The 17,150-nt window shown below is 65.9% G+C and carries 18 protein-coding genes; 12 read left to right on the top strand and 6 right to left on the bottom strand.

Going from position 1 to position 17,150, the window contains the following annotated elements:
- Positions 1-158: 158 nt before the first annotated feature.
- From AB4Z10_RS17425 to AB4Z10_RS17415, 3 genes are all read left to right on the top strand, one after another.
- Complete coding sequence (locus AB4Z10_RS17425) at positions 159-1,409, top strand: NAD(P)/FAD-dependent oxidoreductase (protein ID WP_441471646.1); 1,251 nt, start codon at positions 159-161, stop codon at positions 1,407-1,409.
- Between the two features lie 194 nt (positions 1,410-1,603).
- Positions 1,604-2,743, top strand: coding sequence for a dipeptidase (locus tag AB4Z10_RS17420; RefSeq protein ID WP_441471645.1), 1,140 nt, complete (start codon positions 1,604-1,606; stop codon positions 2,741-2,743).
- Between the two features lie 179 nt (positions 2,744-2,922).
- A complete protein-coding gene (locus AB4Z10_RS17415; RefSeq protein ID WP_441471644.1) occupies positions 2,923-3,741 on the top strand; it encodes an RNA methyltransferase in 819 nt (272 codons plus the stop codon).
- Between the two features lie 105 nt (positions 3,742-3,846).
- On the opposite strand, the gene AB4Z10_RS17410 is transcribed toward AB4Z10_RS17415, so the two are convergent.
- Complete coding sequence (locus AB4Z10_RS17410) at positions 3,847-5,991, bottom strand: TonB-dependent hemoglobin/transferrin/lactoferrin family receptor (protein ID WP_441471643.1); 2,145 nt, start codon at positions 5,989-5,991, stop codon at positions 3,847-3,849.
- A gap of 501 nt (positions 5,992-6,492) precedes the next feature.
- Between AB4Z10_RS17410 and AB4Z10_RS17405 the strand changes: the two genes are divergently transcribed.
- Positions 6,493-7,770 carry a flavin monoamine oxidase family protein gene (locus tag AB4Z10_RS17405; RefSeq protein ID WP_441471642.1) on the top strand — a complete coding sequence of 426 codons (1,278 nt, stop codon included), beginning with the start codon at positions 6,493-6,495 and terminating at the stop codon, positions 7,768-7,770.
- Here the strand turns inward: AB4Z10_RS17405 and AB4Z10_RS17400 are convergent.
- A complete protein-coding gene (locus AB4Z10_RS17400) occupies positions 7,759-8,709 on the bottom strand; it encodes a bifunctional helix-turn-helix transcriptional regulator/GNAT family N-acetyltransferase (protein ID WP_441471641.1) in 951 nt (316 codons plus the stop codon). The two genes, AB4Z10_RS17405 and AB4Z10_RS17400, sit on opposite strands and share 12 nt — an antisense overlap.
- Positions 8,710-8,844: 135 nt before the next feature.
- Between AB4Z10_RS17400 and murI the strand changes: the two genes are divergently transcribed.
- From murI to rpsD, 3 genes are all read left to right on the top strand, one after another.
- Entirely contained in the window at positions 8,845-9,705 is an 861-nt protein-coding gene (gene murI / locus AB4Z10_RS17395; RefSeq protein ID WP_441471803.1) for a glutamate racemase, read from the top strand.
- A gap of 63 nt (positions 9,706-9,768) precedes the next feature.
- Entirely contained in the window at positions 9,769-9,999 is a 231-nt protein-coding gene (locus AB4Z10_RS17390) for a hypothetical protein (protein WP_441471640.1), read from the top strand.
- A 301-nt stretch (positions 10,000-10,300) separates the two neighbouring features.
- Positions 10,301-10,918, top strand: coding sequence for a 30S ribosomal protein S4 (gene rpsD, locus AB4Z10_RS17385; RefSeq protein WP_441471639.1), 618 nt, complete (start codon positions 10,301-10,303; stop codon positions 10,916-10,918).
- A gap of 270 nt (positions 10,919-11,188) precedes the next feature.
- Here the strand turns inward: rpsD and AB4Z10_RS17380 are convergent, their stop codons facing one another.
- Entirely contained in the window at positions 11,189-11,509 is a 321-nt protein-coding gene (locus AB4Z10_RS17380; RefSeq protein WP_441471638.1) for a DUF1059 domain-containing protein, read from the bottom strand.
- Positions 11,510-11,585: 76 nt separating this feature from the next.
- Between AB4Z10_RS17380 and AB4Z10_RS17375 the strand changes: the two genes are divergently transcribed.
- Positions 11,586-11,894 (top strand): hypothetical protein, encoded by a 309-nt coding sequence (locus tag AB4Z10_RS17375; protein WP_441471637.1) that lies wholly within the window; start codon positions 11,586-11,588, stop codon positions 11,892-11,894.
- A 31-nt stretch (positions 11,895-11,925) separates the two neighbouring features.
- Here AB4Z10_RS17375 and AB4Z10_RS17370 read toward each other — a convergent pair whose 3' ends face one another.
- Positions 11,926-12,078 carry a hypothetical protein gene (locus tag AB4Z10_RS17370; RefSeq protein WP_441471636.1) on the bottom strand — a complete coding sequence of 51 codons (153 nt, stop codon included), beginning with the start codon at positions 12,076-12,078 and terminating at the stop codon, positions 11,926-11,928.
- Positions 12,079-12,288: 210 nt separating this feature from the next.
- Between AB4Z10_RS17370 and AB4Z10_RS17365 the strand changes: the two genes are divergently transcribed.
- Complete coding sequence (locus AB4Z10_RS17365) at positions 12,289-12,531, top strand: hypothetical protein (protein ID WP_441471635.1); 243 nt, start codon at positions 12,289-12,291, stop codon at positions 12,529-12,531.
- Between the two features lie 56 nt (positions 12,532-12,587).
- Here AB4Z10_RS17365 and AB4Z10_RS17360 read toward each other — a convergent pair whose 3' ends face one another.
- Together AB4Z10_RS17360 and AB4Z10_RS17355 are read right to left on the bottom strand one after the other, a co-directional pair.
- Positions 12,588-13,304, bottom strand: coding sequence for an MgtC/SapB family protein (locus AB4Z10_RS17360; RefSeq protein WP_441471634.1), 717 nt, complete (start codon positions 13,302-13,304; stop codon positions 12,588-12,590).
- A 119-nt stretch (positions 13,305-13,423) separates the two neighbouring features.
- Positions 13,424-14,050, bottom strand: a complete 627-nt coding sequence (locus tag AB4Z10_RS17355; RefSeq protein WP_441471633.1) for a Spy/CpxP family protein refolding chaperone — start codon at positions 14,048-14,050, stop codon at positions 13,424-13,426.
- A gap of 173 nt (positions 14,051-14,223) precedes the next feature.
- Here AB4Z10_RS17355 and AB4Z10_RS17350 point away from each other — a divergent pair, with 173 nt between their 5' ends.
- The 3 genes from AB4Z10_RS17350 (at position 14,224) to AB4Z10_RS17340 (ending at position 17,117) form a co-directional block, all read left to right on the top strand.
- Positions 14,224-15,222 carry a P1 family peptidase gene (locus AB4Z10_RS17350; RefSeq protein ID WP_441471632.1) on the top strand — a complete coding sequence of 333 codons (999 nt, stop codon included), beginning with the start codon at positions 14,224-14,226 and terminating at the stop codon, positions 15,220-15,222.
- A gap of 123 nt (positions 15,223-15,345) precedes the next feature.
- Positions 15,346-15,660 carry a hypothetical protein gene (locus tag AB4Z10_RS17345; protein ID WP_441471631.1) on the top strand — a complete coding sequence of 105 codons (315 nt, stop codon included), beginning with the start codon at positions 15,346-15,348 and terminating at the stop codon, positions 15,658-15,660.
- Complete coding sequence (locus tag AB4Z10_RS17340; RefSeq protein WP_441471630.1) at positions 15,657-17,117, top strand: methyl-accepting chemotaxis protein; 1,461 nt, start codon at positions 15,657-15,659, stop codon at positions 17,115-17,117. The genes AB4Z10_RS17345 and AB4Z10_RS17340 overlap by 4 nt, the downstream gene beginning before the upstream one ends.
- Positions 17,118-17,150: the final 33 nt, after the last annotated feature.

Genomic DNA, 17,150 nt, shown 5'->3' with positions numbered 1-17,150 from the left:
GCCCATACGCCTCGAATGCTGCCTTAACGGGACACTTTCACAAAGATGGCGCAGAACTTACGAAAGATACCGCGATCCGACGCAAAATCCGGTCGCGCCGCTGACAAGCCGGCGCAAACCGGTATTTTGCGGAAAAAGGGGTTGGCAGGAGTAGGTTCATGAAGGTGGATACGATCGTTCTTGGCGCCGGCATCGTCGGCATTTCGGTCGCGCTTCACCTGCAGAAGGCCGGCCGCTCCACGCTGCTCGTCGACCGGCGCGGGCCGGGCGAGGAGACGAGCTACGGAAATGCCGGCCTGATCCAGCGCGAGGGCGTCTACCCCTACGGCTTCCCGCATGATTTCGGCGCGCTCTTCCGCTACGCGATGAACAACACCATCGACGCGTCCTACCATTGGAGCGCGATCCCGAAGCTCGCGCCCTTCCTGTTCTCCTACTGGATGCATTCGCGCGCCTCCCACCACGAGGCGATCGCCCACAAATACGCGAAGCTGATCGAGCACTGCGTCACCGAGCACGACGCTCTGGCGCAGGAAGCCGGCGCCACGGAGCTTCTGCGCCGCAAGGGCTGGATGAAGGTGTTCCGCACCGAGAGGGAGCGCGAGGAGCGCCTCGCCGAGGCCGCCCGCTGGAAGCGTGAATTCGGCGTGAACTACCGCGCCCTCGACATGGCCGCCCTCAGGGCCGAGGAGCCGCATCTCGACCATGCCAGCCTGATCGGCGGCCTGCACTGGACCGATCCGGTCACCGTCATCGATCCGCTCGGCCTGTCCAAGGCCTATGTCGCACTCTTCGAGAAGCTCGGCGGCAAGCTCGCCATCGGCGATGCCGCGACGCTCGCGCAGAGCGGCGCCGGGTGGAGCGTCACCCTCGCCGACGGCACCAAGGCCGAAGCGAAGGACGTCGTCGTCGCGCTCGGCCCCTGGGCCGACGTGCTGACCAAGCAGCTCGGCTACCGGCTGCCGCTCGCGGTCAAGCGCGGCTACCACATGCATTACAAGCCGCAGGGCAATGCTGTGCTCAACCACCCGGTGCTCGACACCGAGCGCGGCTATTTCCTCGCGCCGATGCAGCAGGGCATCCGCCTGACCACCGGCGCCGAGTTCGCCGATCGCGACGCACCCAAGACCCCAGTCCAGCTCGCACGGGCCGAGCCGATCGCCAAGGCGCTCTTCCCGCTCGGCGAACGTGTCGATCCCGAGCCCTGGCTTGGCCGCCGGCCGTGCACACCGGACATGATGCCGATCATCGGCCCGGCGCCGAAGCACAAGGGTCTGTGGTTCTCCTTCGGCCACGCCCATCACGGCCTGACGCTCGCCGCCGTCACCGGCCGCATGGTCGCCGAGATGGTGAGTGGCCGGAAGGTCTTCGTCGATCCGTCGCCCTTCGCGCCGTCGCGCTTCGCCTAAGCAGCGCCGTCATTCTCGGGCCGCGCCTGCGCGGACCCGAGAATTGCCAGCCTATAGCGGCGCCTGTCGGCATGAGATGCTCGGGTCGAGCCCGAGCATGACGCGGGAAGACGGTCAGCCCTGCGCCAAGCCCCCTCGCCTGCCAGTCCGCGCCCTGCCACGATCCGGCTCCCGATTCTCACCGAGACCTCGCCATGGCCCTCGCCAAACCGCCCGTCCAGGACAATGCCTACGCCGCCGCGCTCGCCCTGCTTGACCGTGTGCCACTGATCGACGGCCATAACGACCTGCCCTACGTCATCCGCAAGGACCGCAACGCGAAGGGCGATGTCGCCGCCTACGGCCTCGACGAGGTCCACGCGGAAGGCGACACCGATATCCCGCGCATGCAGGCCGGCAAGATGGCGGCGCAGTTCTTCGCGGCCTATGTCCCGCCGAAGCAGGCCAATCCCGCCGGTTTCGCCCTTGCCCAGATCGCGCTGATGCGCGACATCCTCAAGCGCCACGCGAGCGCCTTCCGCCCCGGCCTCTCCGCGGCGGATGTCGAGGCCGCCAAGGCCGAGGGGCGCATCGCCCTGTTCATGACGATCGAGAACGGCTCTGCCGTCGACGGCGAACTCGACGCACTCGACGCCTACTACGATCTCGGCGTGCGCTTGATGACGCTCTGTCACAACGACACCACCGACTGGTGCGATTCCGCTACCGACGCCCCGCGCCACAATGGCCTCACCGCCTTCGGCAAGGACGTGCTGCGCCGAATGAACAAGCTGGGCATGGTGATCGACCTCGCCCATGTCGCGCCGAAGGTGATGCATGACGCGCTCGACGTCTCAAGCGCGCCGCTGGTCTGGTCGCATTCCAACGCCTTCACGCTCTGCGACCACCCGCGCAACGTTCCCGACGACGTGCTCGACCGTGTCGCCGGCAATGGCGGCGTCGTGATGGCGACCTTCGTGCCGGATTTCATCAGCCAGGCCTCGCGCGACTGGCACCGCCCGGCCAAGGACCAGTACGGCAAGACGCCCGAGAGCATGGACTATGCAAAGGTCGAGGCCGAGATCGTCGCCAAGTCAGGCCCGCGCCCGACCGCGACGCTGCCGGAGTATTGCGACCATGTCGAATACCTCGCCAAGCGCATCGGCCATGATCACATCGGCATCGGCTCGGACTTCTTCGGCTGGGTCAATCCGGACGGGTTGGAGGACACCACGACCTTCCCGTCGGTGATCGCCGAGCTGATCCGCCGCGGCTGGTCGGAGGAAAACCTCGCCAAGCTCGCCGGCGGCAACATGCTGCGCGTGCTCCGTGCGGTGGAAGCGGCGGCGGGCTGACGCTCCCGATAGCGTCATGGTCGGGCTTGTCCCGACCATCCACGTCTCTCATTGTCTGGCGTGGGATCAGGACGTGGATGCTCGCCACAAGGGCGAGCATGACGTATGAGCTTGCCCATCGCGCTCGGCCAGTCGGAGTGCGATGCCAGCCTCATCGCAAAGACAAGACCTGATTTCCCATGACCGGTTCCGGCACCGACCGCACCCGCCCGGCCGTCCAGGCCACTGCCCCCATTGTCATCCTGGTCGAGCCGCAGCTCGCCGAGAATATCGGCATGTGCGCCCGTGCCATGGCGAATTTCGGCCTCTCCGAGATGCGCCTCGTCGCGCCGCGCGACGGCTGGCCGGGCGGTGGCGGCCTCAAGAAGGGCGCCACGGCGGCGGCCTCCGGCGCGACGCATATCCTCGAGAATGCCCGGCTGTTCGGCAGCGCGGCCGAGGCGATCGCCGACCTCAACCATGTGCTGGCGACGACGGCCCGTGAGCGCGGCCAGATGAAGCGCGTGCTCACCCCGGCCGAGGCGATGCCGGAGGTCGCGGGCCGCATCGGCGGCGGCGAGCGCGTCGGCATCCTGTTCGGGCGCGAGCGCATCGGCCTGACCAACGAGGAAATCAGCCTCGCCGACGCGATCCTGACCTTCCCGGTCAATCCAGCCTTCGCCTCGCTGAATCTCGCCCAAGCCGTGCTGCTCAACGGCTATGAATGGTTCAAGACGACCAATGGCGAGCCGCCTTTCCGCGAGAATAATCCCTCTCCGCCGGCCAAGCGGGAGATGATCCTGTCGATGTTCGACTATCTCGAAGCCGAGCTCGACCTCTGCGGCTTCTTTCCCGCCGGCAAGAAGCCGGTCATGACCGCTAACCTCCGCGACATCCTGCACCGGCTCGACATGACCGAGCAGGAGGCCCGCACGCTGCGCGGCGTCTTCAAGTCGCTGGTCGAGGGACCGAAGAAGGCCCGCCTGCTCGCGCGGCAGGCCGAAACCTCGGAAGACTGATCGACAAAACGCACCGTCATTCCGGAATGAAGGCGCGCTCTTCTCAAGAAAAAAGCCGGCCCCGAAGGGCCGGCTCGTCTGGTCGGGGGGTCTCGAAACACCCGGTCAGAATTGATACTTCAACGTCGCCTTCACGGTGCGGCCCGGCTCGGTATAGTAATCGCGAGCCTGCGCCAGTACCCCGGTGGGAACGTTAACCGCATCCCAGTACTTGCGATCAAAGATATTATAGACGCCGATCTGCAATTCAAGGTCTGCGATCTGCGGCATCGGTCGCCACCAGGCCGAAGCATTGAAGATTGCATAACCCGGCGCCCGGAAGCCCTGGTTGGCGCCCGTCGTCGCCGCGACATCGTCGCGCTTGCCGGCGAGCTTGGTCGAAACCTCCGCACCCCAGCTGTCCGTGCCATACGCAATGGCGAGGATGCCCTGCACCGGCGGGATCGAGTTCAGGTAGGTATTGTCGGTCTGGTTCACGCCACGGGTGTAGGCGAAGGAGCCGCGGACCAGCCAGTTCTGAGCGAAGGCATATCGGCCGTTGATCTCCACGCCCTGGATCTCGGCACGCGGAATGTTGCGGAAGCCGACGATCCCGCCCTGCGGATAGAGCGCGTTCGGGGGAGCGATCTGCTGCTGTTCGATGAAGTTGTGGTACTTCGTGTAGAAGTAAGTGATCGAGCCGCCGAGCTGCTTGTCGCCGAAGCGCAGGCCGACATCGATGCCGTTGCCCTCTTCAGGGCGCAGGTCGGGATTGCCGACGCGCAGATAGGTCCCCGGCCCGCCGAAGCGGCCATAGAGCTCGTTCGCCGTCGGGGCGCGGAAGGTCTTGGCCCACTGCGCGAAGAAGGTGACGTCCTTCACCCAGGGCGCGTTCTTCAGGATGTCGTATTCGAGGCGCACCCGCGGCGACCAACCGGTATCGCTGGAGGACGCCGGCAGCCCCGTGGGGCGGGAACCGCCCAGCGTGTAGGCCGGCGTGTTCTGCGGCTTCTCCTCATACCAGTCGAAGCGCGCACCCGGCGTCAGGCGCAGGCGATTGTCGAGCATGCCGATCTCGTCATGCAGGTAAATGCCGACGAGCTTGCCATCGACCTTCGGCTGGTCGGCCTGGTTGGTGTGCAGATTGTTGCAGGTCGTGAACGGCGCGGCGAAGAGGCCGGAAGCCGGCCGCGCCGGGCAGTTGTCGATACCCGAGGAGAACTGCTCCAGCGTCGACATGCGCAGCTCAGTACCGGCCAGCACGCGATGCGAGAACGCGCCGGTCTGGAAATTCTTGATAACGTGGCCGTTGAAGCCGTAGGCGTTCTCTTCGTTCTCGTTGTCGCGCGCATAGGGGCCGACAATGCTGGTGTAGCGCCAGGCGTTGACGAGATCGTTGCGCTTCAGGCGCTGCCAATAAGCGACGGCATGGGCCTCATCGAAGAACGAGCCCGGCATGTTGTAGTCGTAGCTCAGCGAGACGCGATTGCGCTCGACATCCTCGCCGGTCTCGTAGGAACCGGGGCGGAAATTGCCGGTCAGCGAAACAGCGTTCGTGCGGGTCTGGACGCGGTCGGCGCGCTTGAACATCTCACCGGTGAGACCAAAGCGATGCGCCTCGCCGACCTGCTGATAGATCTTGCCGAGGAAGTTGTACTGGTTGAAGTCGGTCGGGTTGGGCGCCGTGCGCGCCGCACCGATGGTCTTGTCATCGCCCCGGTTGTCGGTCTCGTGCCCGTTGCGGAAGCCGCCCTGCAGCAACACGGAGGTATTGCCCATGCGCGCTGCCGCAGCGGCGCTGCCGAACCAGGCGCGGTCGGTGCTGTCATAGCCGGTCTTGGCGAGCGCGCCGTAGGAGCGGCCATTGCGCAGCAGGTCTTCCGGATCGAGCGTGCGCACCGCGAGCGCGCCGCCGAGCGCGCCGCCGCCGAGCGTGCTGGCGCCGCTGCCGCCGCGCAGCAGGTCGAGCGTCGACAGTGAATCGAAATCGAAGGCGTTCTGGGCGCCGCGATTGACGCGGGTATCGATGAGGAAGGGCTGGCGGATGCCATCGATGGTCGTCAGCACGCGCGCGCCATCGAGGCCGCGGATATTGAGCGAGTTGGTCTGGCGGTTGAGCGTGATGCCCGCCTCGACCCGGTTCGACAGGTCCGTCAGGCTCTGGATCTGCTCGCGGTCGAGTTCCTGGCGCGTCACGCGCGTCGTCGTCGGCCCGCTCACCAGCGCGCCGCCTGGCGCACCCTCCCCCTGCACATTGATCTGATCCAGCACAACCGGCGCCTCGCCGACGGAACTCGGTGCAGGCGCCGCCTGCTGGTTCCGCTGTTGCGCTTCAGCAGTCGAAACAAAAAGCACCAATGCCAGGCTTCCAAGCGCAACACTGCCGCGAAGCCGGCCGGAAAGATTCCCCATCGCCCGTATCCCGTCCTTGCCGCTCGGCCCTTCGGCCTTGAGCGGCAATTTAAAATGAGTAAAAAGAAGGCCTTATACGCTAATGCAAGGCGACAGGATCGATATTGATTGAGTCGTATACTGTCAATTGTCGGAAAACATTCGCATAAACAATAGATTCATTCCAAAAGAGAACTATTCTAATGTAGAATTACACGCGATAGATTTGTGGCCACGCCTCGCTCCCGATGTCGTGATCGTCAAAGCCGCGTCTTCCGCGCTTCCGGCCATTGCAACGTCGCAGACAGCGCGCATTGTCGTGTCATGAATCTCCGTCATGCCAGAGTGACCCGCCGCAGGCTGCTGACTGGGGGCAGCGCCATGGTCACTGCTTTCGCCGTCGCCGGCCGCAGCTCTGCCGCGACCGATGCCGATGTTGTCGTCGTCGGCGCGGGAGCGGCAGGCATTGCCGCGGCTCAGGCGCTGCGCGCCGCAGGTCGCAAGCCCATCGTGCTGGAGGCCCGCGGACGCGTCGGCGGACGCGCCTTTACCGATGCCTCTCTCGGCGCGGCATACGACGCGGGCGCAATGTTCATCCATTGGGCGGAGCGCAACCCTTGGGTCCAGATTGCCCGCGATCTCGGTGTCGAGACCGCATCGGAACCCCGGGGTGGCGGTTTCCGGGTCTTTACCGACGGCCACCCCATGGCTGACGCCGATCGCCGCCGCCGGCGCGATGCCTTCAACCAGATCGACCGGCGGCTCGAGACGGTAGATCTCGCCGGGCGCGACATGTCGATCGCAGAATTGCTCGGCGATCTCGGCCCGAACAGCGCCCCCATCGCGGCGTCGGGCCTGCTGCTCTCGATCGGCGAGGAATCAAGCCGGATTTCGGCGCGCGACTATCAGCGTCTCTGGGCCGGCGACGATCTCGTTGTCCCCTCGGGCTATGGCAATCTCGTCACGCGCTCCGCCGCGGGCCTCGATATTCGCCTCAATCAGGCGGTCGAAGCGATCCGCTGGGACGGACCGGCCGTGACGGTCACCACGCCTTCGGGCGACATCCGCGCCAATGCCTGCATTCTCACCGTGCCGGTCGGCGTGCTCAAGTCGGGCGCCATCCGCTTTGCCCCGGACCTTCCGGCAGCCACCCGCGACGCCCTCGGCGGGCTGCACATGGGAGCGCTGACCAAGATCGCGCTCAAGGTCGAAGGCGATCGCTTCGGCCTCACGCCTGGCGCGAGCCTGCTCGAGACCGGCGCACCCGAGCGCATGATGAATTTCGACATGTACCCGGACGGCAAGGACATCGTCATCGGCTATTGCGGCGGCGATTATGCGCGCAAGCTCTCCGAGGCCGGCCCGGAAGAAGCGCGCGCCCATGTCGTCGACCTCCTGGCGAAGATGGTCGGCGCCGACTTCCGCAAGACGGTCAAGGCCGCTTCCTTCCCGGCCTGGTGGACCGACCCGTTCGCGCGCGGCTCCTATTCCGTCTGCGATCCCGGCCATGAGAAGGCCCGGGAAGCCCTCGCCCAGCCGATCGGCGGGCGCCTGCTCATTGCCGGAGAGGCGACTGCGGGCGGCGGCGCGATGACCGTGGGCGGGGCCACGCTCGCCGGCCGGGCAGCAGCCGCAGCACTGGCGCGGCTAAAGGCCTGACGCCATCTCGGGCCGGAGCACAAGCTCCCAGTTCTGCCCGACCAGGTCCTGGCCAAAGGAATGGAGCCGCTCTTCCGCAACCAGGCGGAAGCCCTCCGCGACATAGATCGCGCGGGCGGCATGGAGAATGTCGTTGGTCCAGAGCGCCATGCGCCGGTAACCCGCCCTGCGGGCGAAGTCGACGGCATCGCGCACCAGCGCTTTGCCGAGCCCCAGCCCCTGCGCGCGCTTCTCGACCAGCGAGAGCCTGAGCTTCGCGGTCTCTTCGTCCTCTTCGACGACAAAGGATGAACCTGCCGGCATCCCCTCCAATTCAGCGATGAAGCAGCGCTCGCGATCGGGCTTGAATTCGCGCAGGAATTTGGCGGCAATCTCGGCGACCAGCGCCTCGAAACTCTGATCCCAGCCATATTCCTCGGCATAGAGCCGCCCATGGGCAGCAATCACCCAGCCGATATCGCCGGGCCGGTGCTCGCGGATAGTGGGACGAGGACAGGCTTGCCGCTCTCCCGAGAGAAGGCGCTGCGTCGTGGCGAGCGCGTCAACCAGGTCAGCCTGCTCGGGGAGAGGCAGTCGCGACAGGATCGACCGCGCCTGAGCGTCTGACGCACCGTCGAGCGCGGCGAAGGCGGCCCTGCCCTCATCGGTCAATTGCAGGCGCCATGCCCGCCCGTCGACCGAAGACCGGCTGCGGTCGAGCCACTCACGCGTCGCGAAGCGCCGCAGGATGCGCGACAGATAGGCCGGATCGAGGTCGAGCGCCTTGGCCAGCTCCGCCGCCTGCCAATCGTCGCGCTGCGCCAGTTCGTGGAGCACCTGCGCGTCCGCCAGCGACAGCCCGGAGCTATGCCGGCTGCCGCCGAGCGCCCCGACCCAGCGGGTATGGAAGCGATTGAACCGGCGGATCGCAGCGACGGCTTCGGTCTCAATGGCATCCATGGCTCACCTCCGCCGCGACACCAATTCAACTAGTAGACAGAATCAACTAATTTCGAGACAGGCTGACGATACGACATTGACCATCCTTTAACCGGTCTCTGGCGAAGTCGGGTTTTGATGTCTCACGGCGCTGACATGCAGGTCGATCTTCTCGCCGGAACGGGATACCGCCCCCTCGCGATCCCGCGCCCCCAACCCACCATCCTTGTCTTCGATTCCGGGCTCGGCGGCCTTACCGTGCTCTCGCGCACGACGCAGGCCTGCCCGGGCGCCCATATCGTCTACGCCGCCGACGATGCCGGTTTTCCCTATGGCCGGCTCGCGGAGGACGCGCTCGTCGCCCGCATCCTCGCCGTGATGGAGCGGCTGATCGCGCGCTGTCATCCCGACCTCGTGGTAATCGCCTGCAATACGGCCTCGACGCTGGTCCTGCCAACGCTTCGGGCGCGCTTTGCCATCCCCTTCGTCGGCACCGTGCCGGCGATCAAGCCGGCAGCAACCGCAACCAAGAGCGGGATGATCTCCGTGCTCGCCACCCCCGGTACGGTCGCGCGCGTCTATACCCGCGAGCTGATCGAGACCTATGCCGCCGCCTGCGACGTCACGCTCATCGGCGCGACGCGGCTCGCGGGCCTGGCCGAGCAGGCGCTGAAGGGCGAACCCGTCGATGATGAGGCGCTGCTCGCCGAGATCGCGCCCTGCTTCGTCGAGGCGAACGGGCGACGCACCGACGTGGTCACGCTCTCCTGCACGCATTACCCGCTTCTGCTGGAGCGGATGAAGCGGCTCGCGCCCTGGCCCGTGGAATGGATCGATCCCGCTCCGGCGATCGCGCGCCGCGTCGTCGAGTTGCTCGGCCCCGTGGGCGACGTCCCCTGCCCGAACGCCACCGCCATCTTCACTTCCGGCGCAGGGCTGAGCGGTCCCTTGCGGATCGCGCTCGCCGGCTACGGCCTCGCGCATGTGGCGATCGAGCCCATGCCGCTGGTGAGCTGACAGGAACTCTGATTCCCTCCTCGCGTTCCTTGTGATGGCGACCATCGCAAGGAAGGCATGCGCATGAGAAAATTGCTGCTTCTGTCAGTGCTTGCACTCGGCTTCGCCTTCATCGGTTTCGGAGCGACCTCCGAAGCGCAGGCGAGGCCTCACGGCTGGCACGGGGGCCACGGACATCATGCCTATCATGGCCATGGTCCGCGCCGGCACCATGGCTGGCACCGCGGCCATCACTATGGCTGGTACAACCACCACCGACATCACCACCACTATTATCGCCGCTATCGCTACTAGCGCTGAGCGGTGGTTTCCGCCGGAGCGGAATTGACTCGAAGCCGGCTTTAGGTCATAGGCCTCTCGTCACGCGGCTCCTCACGGGGCCGCGTGACTTTTTCCGCACCCGTGATCCGCTTTCCTTCGGAAGCCGGATCTGTCGCCCCGGTGCATCGGTCCGAAAAGTGGTTCCCGCTTTTCGGGCAAACCGATGCAAAGAAAATGGCAGCTTACCAACGTGGCATCCGCAGGATGCCCGGCAAGATGCCAGGGAGCAGGAGGGCGCGGTCCTCAAACTCGCGAACCATAGAGGACACGCGACATGTCGAAGCGCCATGAGGCGAAGTACAAGATTGACCGCCGTCTCGGTCAGAACATCTGGGGCCGCCCGAAGTCCCCGGTCAACCGCCGCGAGTACGGCCCCGGCCAGCACGGCCAGCGCCGTAAGGGCAAGCCGTCCGACTTCGGCACCCAGCTGCGCGCCAAGCAGAAGCTGAAGGGCTACTACGGCTCGATCTCCGAGAAGCAGTTCCGCCGCTATTACGCCGAGGCCATCCGCCTGAAGGGCGACTCGGGCGAGAACCTGGTCGGCCTGCTCGAGCGCCGTCTCGACGCGGTGATCTACCGCGCCAAGTTCGTGCCGACCGTTTTCGCGGCCCGTCAGTTCGTCAACCACGGCCACGTCACCGTGAACGGCAAGCGCGTCAACATCGCTTCCTATCAGGTCAAGCCGGGCGACGTCGTCGCGATCAAGGAGAGCTCGCGCCAGCTCGCGATCGTCATCGAGTCGGCCACGCTGGCCGAGCGTGACGTTCCCGATTACATCGACGCCGACCACAGCAAGTCGACCGCCACGTTCGCCCGCACCCCGACGCTGTCGGACGTGCCCTACGCGGTGCAGATGGAACCGAACCTGGTTATCGAGTTCTACTCGCGCTAAGCCGTTCGGCACGGGCAGAATATCCGTTTACGTTCAATGCTTTGGGGGAGGGCAAGATTTTGCCCTCCCCCAAAATGTTTTTACCTCCCTTCGGGTGGCCGCATATTCGGCGCGGCTCCCTCAAGGCGCTCTTGGAGACGCCCGGCAGAGTTCCGCAGGCTCCCCGCTCTCCTGGTAGAAGCCAGCCTTCATGTGCTCATGGCCAACGCTGCGAGGCGCTTTATCGCTGTCCAACTGTGCTGTTTAAGCGGAGCCGCCGCGTTTGGCGCGTCAAGCGGCGCGATCCGGCGCCCTCTCGGAGGGCATGCCATCCCTGATGACACTTTTGATCTGGTCACGTAGCTCGGGCGTATCCTGATGCCTGTGCACTGCGACGGCATGCTGCACCGCCGCCTCCAGGAGTTCGCCTTCAGTATCGGCACTGATCGCGATTGAGCACTTCATCTCACTCGGAAATGCCCGGCAGTCGATGAACTTGCGACCCATGGCATCCTCCCTTGGGAAACAGCAAACCCTCCGCTGCATCAGCTGAAGGCTGCGCAACTCACCATACGCTTCTGCCGAGGCCGCCGCAAAAAGATACAGCGGCAAGCGAGCCCCTCCGATCCGAGGGCAGCCGCCCGTCCTTGAGCACTCGGCGCCGCTTTCCTAAGATTCACCGATGCCAATGAAGACGACGACCGCGCATTTCGCCGGGAATCCCGATGTCCGGGCCCGCAGATGCCTGCGCGGCCGCGCTCTTGGATGGCTCGCCCTGTTGGGCTTTCTGGCAACGCTATCGACGGCGCAGGCCGAAGTGCGGTTCGGGCGTAACGTCCGCGTCGGAGGCCATGATTTCTCGAACCAGAGCTTCGACCGCAAGCGCCGCGCGGCCATCCATCTCTATGATCGGACGCCGAGCAACTCCGGCTGCGTCTGGCGTTCGGATGGACGGGGCGGAAGAGTGAAGACCTGTCACCTGCGTCGGATCAGGTGAACCGCGACCGAGCAGCCGCGGCGGGCATCTCCTAGAGATGCGAACCGACCTCGTCACGGAAGAAGTAGCAGCCCAGCCCGATGCAGCCGATCAGGATCGACAGCGCGTAGGGCCCGAAAAGGCACACGACAAAAACGGAGCCGATAAAGGCCCGCATAGCCCATGCTAACCACATCTGCTTCATGGCTAACCTCTCGCATTGCCTTTCCTGACAAAACGTAAACGGCAAGCCGTGAATCCGATCTGAACGGATATGGTAAATCACGAAATCCCTATTCAGATCCGCACGTTAGCAAGTTCGGCAAAATCGGGGCGAAGCCGATGAATTCCGTTCTCAGTGTCGCCATAATGCCGTAGCGTCATCGTTGCCCTCGCTACCGCGGAGAGATTCGCCATGACCAAAACCTTGTTGATTGCCCTCGCGCTGTCCTGCTCCGCGAGCCTGGCCTATGCCCAAAGCTGCAATATCCAGGCTTCGGACAAGAAGTTGGCTGGCGCTGCCAAAACCAGCTTCCTGACCAAATGCGAGAAGGACGCGACCTCGACCTGCGACAAGCAGGCGGCCGACAAGAAGCTGGCCGGCGCCGCCAAGACGAGCTTCACCAAGAAATGCGTGACCGACGCCGTCGGCGGCTGAGCGCCTGAGCAAAGTCGGCAGCATCGCGATACGGCCGCTCGCAATGACCGGCCCGGTCAATCGGCGGTGCTGCTCTCCCAGGTCGCATGGCTCACAGCCGGCAGGCGCGCCAGCCTGTCGACGACCTGATCGAGTTCTTTCCGGTCGACCGCCGTGCTGATCAGCTTGGCAACGATCTCGACTGCGTCCTCGCCACGCTCGACCGTCGTAATGTCGCTGACCGGATATTGCGCCGCTTCGAGATAGTCGACGAGCGTCTCGCGCACCTCGGCGAGCGCCTGGGTCCTTGCGGTGACAACGACTTCGTAGGTCGCCTCGAGTGTCCGCTCGTTGAGCGGGATGCGGTTGATCGCGTTGACGAGCGGCCGCAGCAGCGTATTGCCGAGGATGACGAAGGCCGCGACGAGCACCGCCTCGGCGATCATATCCGCGCCGGCACAGGCCCCCACGGCAGCAGAGCCCCAGAGCGTCGCCGCCGTGTTGAGGCCGCGAACGTTCGTGCCCTCCTTCATGATCACGCCGGCGCCCAGGAAGCCGATGCCCGAGACGACATAGGCGATCACGCGGATGGCGCCGGGCGCTCCCTCGATGCGCATGCCGAGATCGACGAAGGCCGCAGCCCCGAGCGCGACGAGAACGGTCGTGCGCAATCCCGCAGTGCGCTGCCGATACTGGCGTTCGGCGCCAATCAGTATGCCCAGCACGAAAGCGGCCGTCAGGCTGACGACCGTGTCCAGGAAAGGCGCGAGTTCGAAGGTCTGGATGAAGCGCATGGCCGCTGGCTCGCGTGGCAGGCGGCGGTGCTTCGCATGAAGGTGCGCCTCCGGCAAGCCGGAGGCGCCATGTCGTCAGGATTCAGTGCCAGGCAGGAATTGGCGGCTGTAACCTTAGCTCACTCGTCGTCGTCGTACCCACCACGATCGCGCCGGTCTTCCCGGTCGCGCCAGCGGCGCGGCCCGCGATCGTCCTCGTTCTGCTGCCAGCCGCCGCGCCCGGCCCGCATCTCGCGGAAACGCTCACGCCCTTCCGCCACTGCCTCGCGCACCGAGCGGCGCAGCACGGTCTTCTGCTCGTCGCTGAGCGTGACCCAGAGCGGGCGAACCGTGTCCGCCAGTTCCTTGGAACGCACCGCCCGCTCATTCTGCCGCGTGGCCGCTGCATCCAGGCGCTCCATCAGATCGGCATGGCGCAGCTTTTCGCGCTCCTCGCGCATCCCCGCCATTTGCTGGACACGCTGCTCGCTCCGTCGCTTGACGAGCGCCTCGACCTTGTCGAACAGCGGGACCTGTTCGGGCTTGAGCTTGAGGTCGGCGCGCACCTTCGCCAGCCGCTCGTCAAGCCGCGCCTTGGCGCGCTCGGCACGCTGCTCGCGCCAATCCTGCCGGCGCTGGTCGCGGCTGTCGGTACGCTCCTGCTTCTGATCGCCACCTGCCGGTGGAACCGGCTGCGGCTGCGCGAATGCGAGGGTGCCGGCGAGCATCGCAATCGACGAAGCGGCGATGAGGGCGATGGGTTTCATGGGAATCTCCCTTGAGGCAGTCCGGTCGGTGTGTCGCGCAGCGGGTCTCGAAGCCGATTGGCGATGAGGTCAGCCTGCCTCCTGATGTCTGACCCGGCAATGGCCTCAAGATGAAAAGATCGTAATGTGGCGACAACGCGCGCGACGCGATTCGGTTCGCCATCGGACGTTCCATGCAAAACCTCATCACTGACGTCCGCGGCCTCCATGTCGGCCATGCCGATGACGTCGCGGCAGCGACCGGCGTGACGGCAGTCGTCTTCGAGCGCCCGACGGTCGCCTCCGTCGCCGTGCTCGGCGGCGCGCCCGGCACCCGGGAGACGGCGCTGCTCATCCCGGAGATGACGGTCGAGCATATCGACGCGATCGTGCTTTCCGGCGGCTCCGCCTGGGGGCTCGGTGCGGCCGACGGCGTGATGCGCTGGCTGGCGGGAGAAGGGCGCGGGTTCCAGGTCGGCGCCTTCCGCGTCCCGATCGTCCCGCAGGCCATCCTCTTCGACCTCACCAATGGCGGCGAGAAGCCCTGGGCGCGTGGAGACGGCGACACGCCCTATGGCGAACTGGGCGCGAAGGCCGCCGCAGGCGCATCGACCTCTTTCGCGCTGGGTACTGCCGGAGCCGGCTTCGGCGCGACGACGGCCAACCTCAAGGGCGGCATCGGCTCGGCGAGCGCCCGTGCCGCGACCGGGCAAATCGTGGGCGCCCTCGTCGCGGTCAACGCCGTCGGCACCGCAACGATCGGCGACGGCCCGCATTTCTGGGCCGCGCCCTATGAGCGTGAAGGCGAGTTCGGCGGGCTCGGCTGGCCGGCGACGATCGCCCCGGCGGACCTGGCCCTGCGCTTCAAGGGAGGCACCGGCCAGAACACGACGATCGCGCTCGTGGCGACCGATGCGGTGCTGACCAAGGCCCAGGCGCGGCGGCTTGCGCTGGCAGCTCATGACGGGCTTGCCCGCGCCCTGCGACCGGCCCACGCCCCGCTCGACGGTGACGTCGTCTTTGCCGCAGCGACGGGCCATAGCGGAGCGCCGTCCGACGCTTTCGCTCTCACCGAACTTTGCGCCACCGCAGCCGATGTCCTGGCCCGTGCCGTCGCCCGCGGGGTATATGCCGCAACGGCACTGCCCTTCCCCGAAGCCAGACCGGCCTGGAGAGACCGTTTCGGCAGCTGAGCGGCGACGCAACCACCGCGGGCACACCGCTTCCGAACCCAGCCGATTTACCAAATCGCAAGCCTGCTCCTGCAACCTGAGCGATAGGTTCAGCCTGCAAGGCCGGAAGGCTAGGGGGGCAGGATGCGGGAGATCGGCTTTGGCCTGGTCTGCGGTATTGCCGCAGCGTTAGGTGCCTTCCTGATCGCGGCGTGGCCGGTGCAAGGCCGCCCCGTCGCGGCCTTTTTCCCGGCCGGCAGTTCGGCGCACGACATGGCCGCCGCCATTGCCACTGCCGGCGGCAGCCTGATCCGGATCGACACGACACCCGCCGTCACCGTCACGCTTGGCGAGAACGACCGCTTTATTGGAGCGCTCTATCAGGCCGGAGCCTGGCTGGTGATCGATGCTGGCCTCGCCCGACTCTGCGTAGGCTCTGCCGAATGGAGCAGTCGATGAACGACGTCGCCCGGTTTCGCGCACATTTCGCCCGCCTGCTGCTCCTCCTCCTGTGGATCAATGCGACCCTTTTGGCGCTCGCCCCGCTCACCGAGCCTCTGATCAGCCGGCGATCTCTTGTTTTGGCGGGGGCGGCGCTGGCCGCGCTCGGCACTCTGGCGTGGCGTGTCTATGGCACGGGTTGGCCCACCCGGCAGATCACCAGCATCGCGACACTTTGCCAGGTCATGCTGCTGGTCTACGCCTTTGCCGGGCACCCCTATCAATCCGACATGCACATGTACTTCTTCGCCATGCTGGCCGTGCTCGCCGGCTGGCTCGACTGGCGCGTCTTCGTCCCGGCCACCATCGCGATCGCGGCTCATCATCTCCTCCTCAGCCTTCTGCAGCCGACAGGCGTCTTTCTGAACGGCAACGATATCGGCCGTGTGCTGCTCCACGGCCTGATCGTCGTCGTGCAGTCCGCAGCACTCAGCTGGCTCGTCTGGTCCTTGCGACAATCCCTCGAAATCTCGGAAACCGAACGCCGGCAGGCCGACGCCGCGCGCGAGGTCGCCGACGAGGCCCGCCGCGACGTCGCCGAGACCACAGCCCGAGCGGCGAACGAAAAGCAGCGGATCCTGCACAGCGTCGCGAATGACTTCGAGCACGCCATCGCCCGCATCGCGCGCGACGTGATAGCGTCCGTGCAGTCTCTTCGCACCGCCGCGCAGCAGATGAAGAACGGCGCGCTTGAGGTATTGCAGCGCTCGACCGCAGCCTCGCAATCTTCGCGCCAGACCTCGTCCAACGTTGTGGCGGTGACGCAGGTCACCTCCGAGCTGGCACAGTCCTTCGCGGAGGTGGACCGGCAAGTAACGGAAACAGCACGTATCGTCGGCGACGCGACCCTGCAGGCCGGCAACGTCCTGCACACCGTCGGCGATCTCTCGCGCAAGGCCGACGAGATCCGCAATATCGCCGGGGTGATCTCGACGATCGCCAAGCACACCAACCTGCTGGCGCTCAATGCATCTATCGAGGCGGCGCGGCTCGGGCGCTCCGGCGGCGGCTTCACCATCGTGGCGCAGGAGATCAAGTCCCTTGCGAACCAGACCTGGCGCGCGACGGAGGAAATCCAGGGCCAGATCGAGGCAATCCATCGTTCGGGCTACGAGGCCATCGCAGCGATCGACGCAATGAACGCAACCATTGGCTCGCTGAACCAGATCTCCGGCACGGTCGCGGTCGTCGTCGAACAGCAGAACGTGGCGACGGCTGGCATCGCCGACAACATTCGTCAGGCTGCCGATGAAACGATCGCTGCCGCCGGCCACATCGATATCGTCAGCCGCGTCGCGGCCGAGACCGACGAGGCCGCCAGCCACATTGCCCAGTCCGCCGATCAGCTCTCGCTCCAATCTTCACATCTCGATGCCGAGGTCGCGCAGTTCCTCGGGCGCGTCCGAGCTGCCTGAAGACCGGTTTCATGCCTGGCGCGAATGCGGTAT

Source organism: Allobosea sp. RAF48, assembly GCF_052114025.1.
GTDB lineage: Bacteria > Pseudomonadota > Alphaproteobacteria > Rhizobiales > Beijerinckiaceae > Allobosea.
Note: the sequence above shows the minus strand (reverse complement) of the source record. Positions and strands in the feature narration are given on the sequence as shown.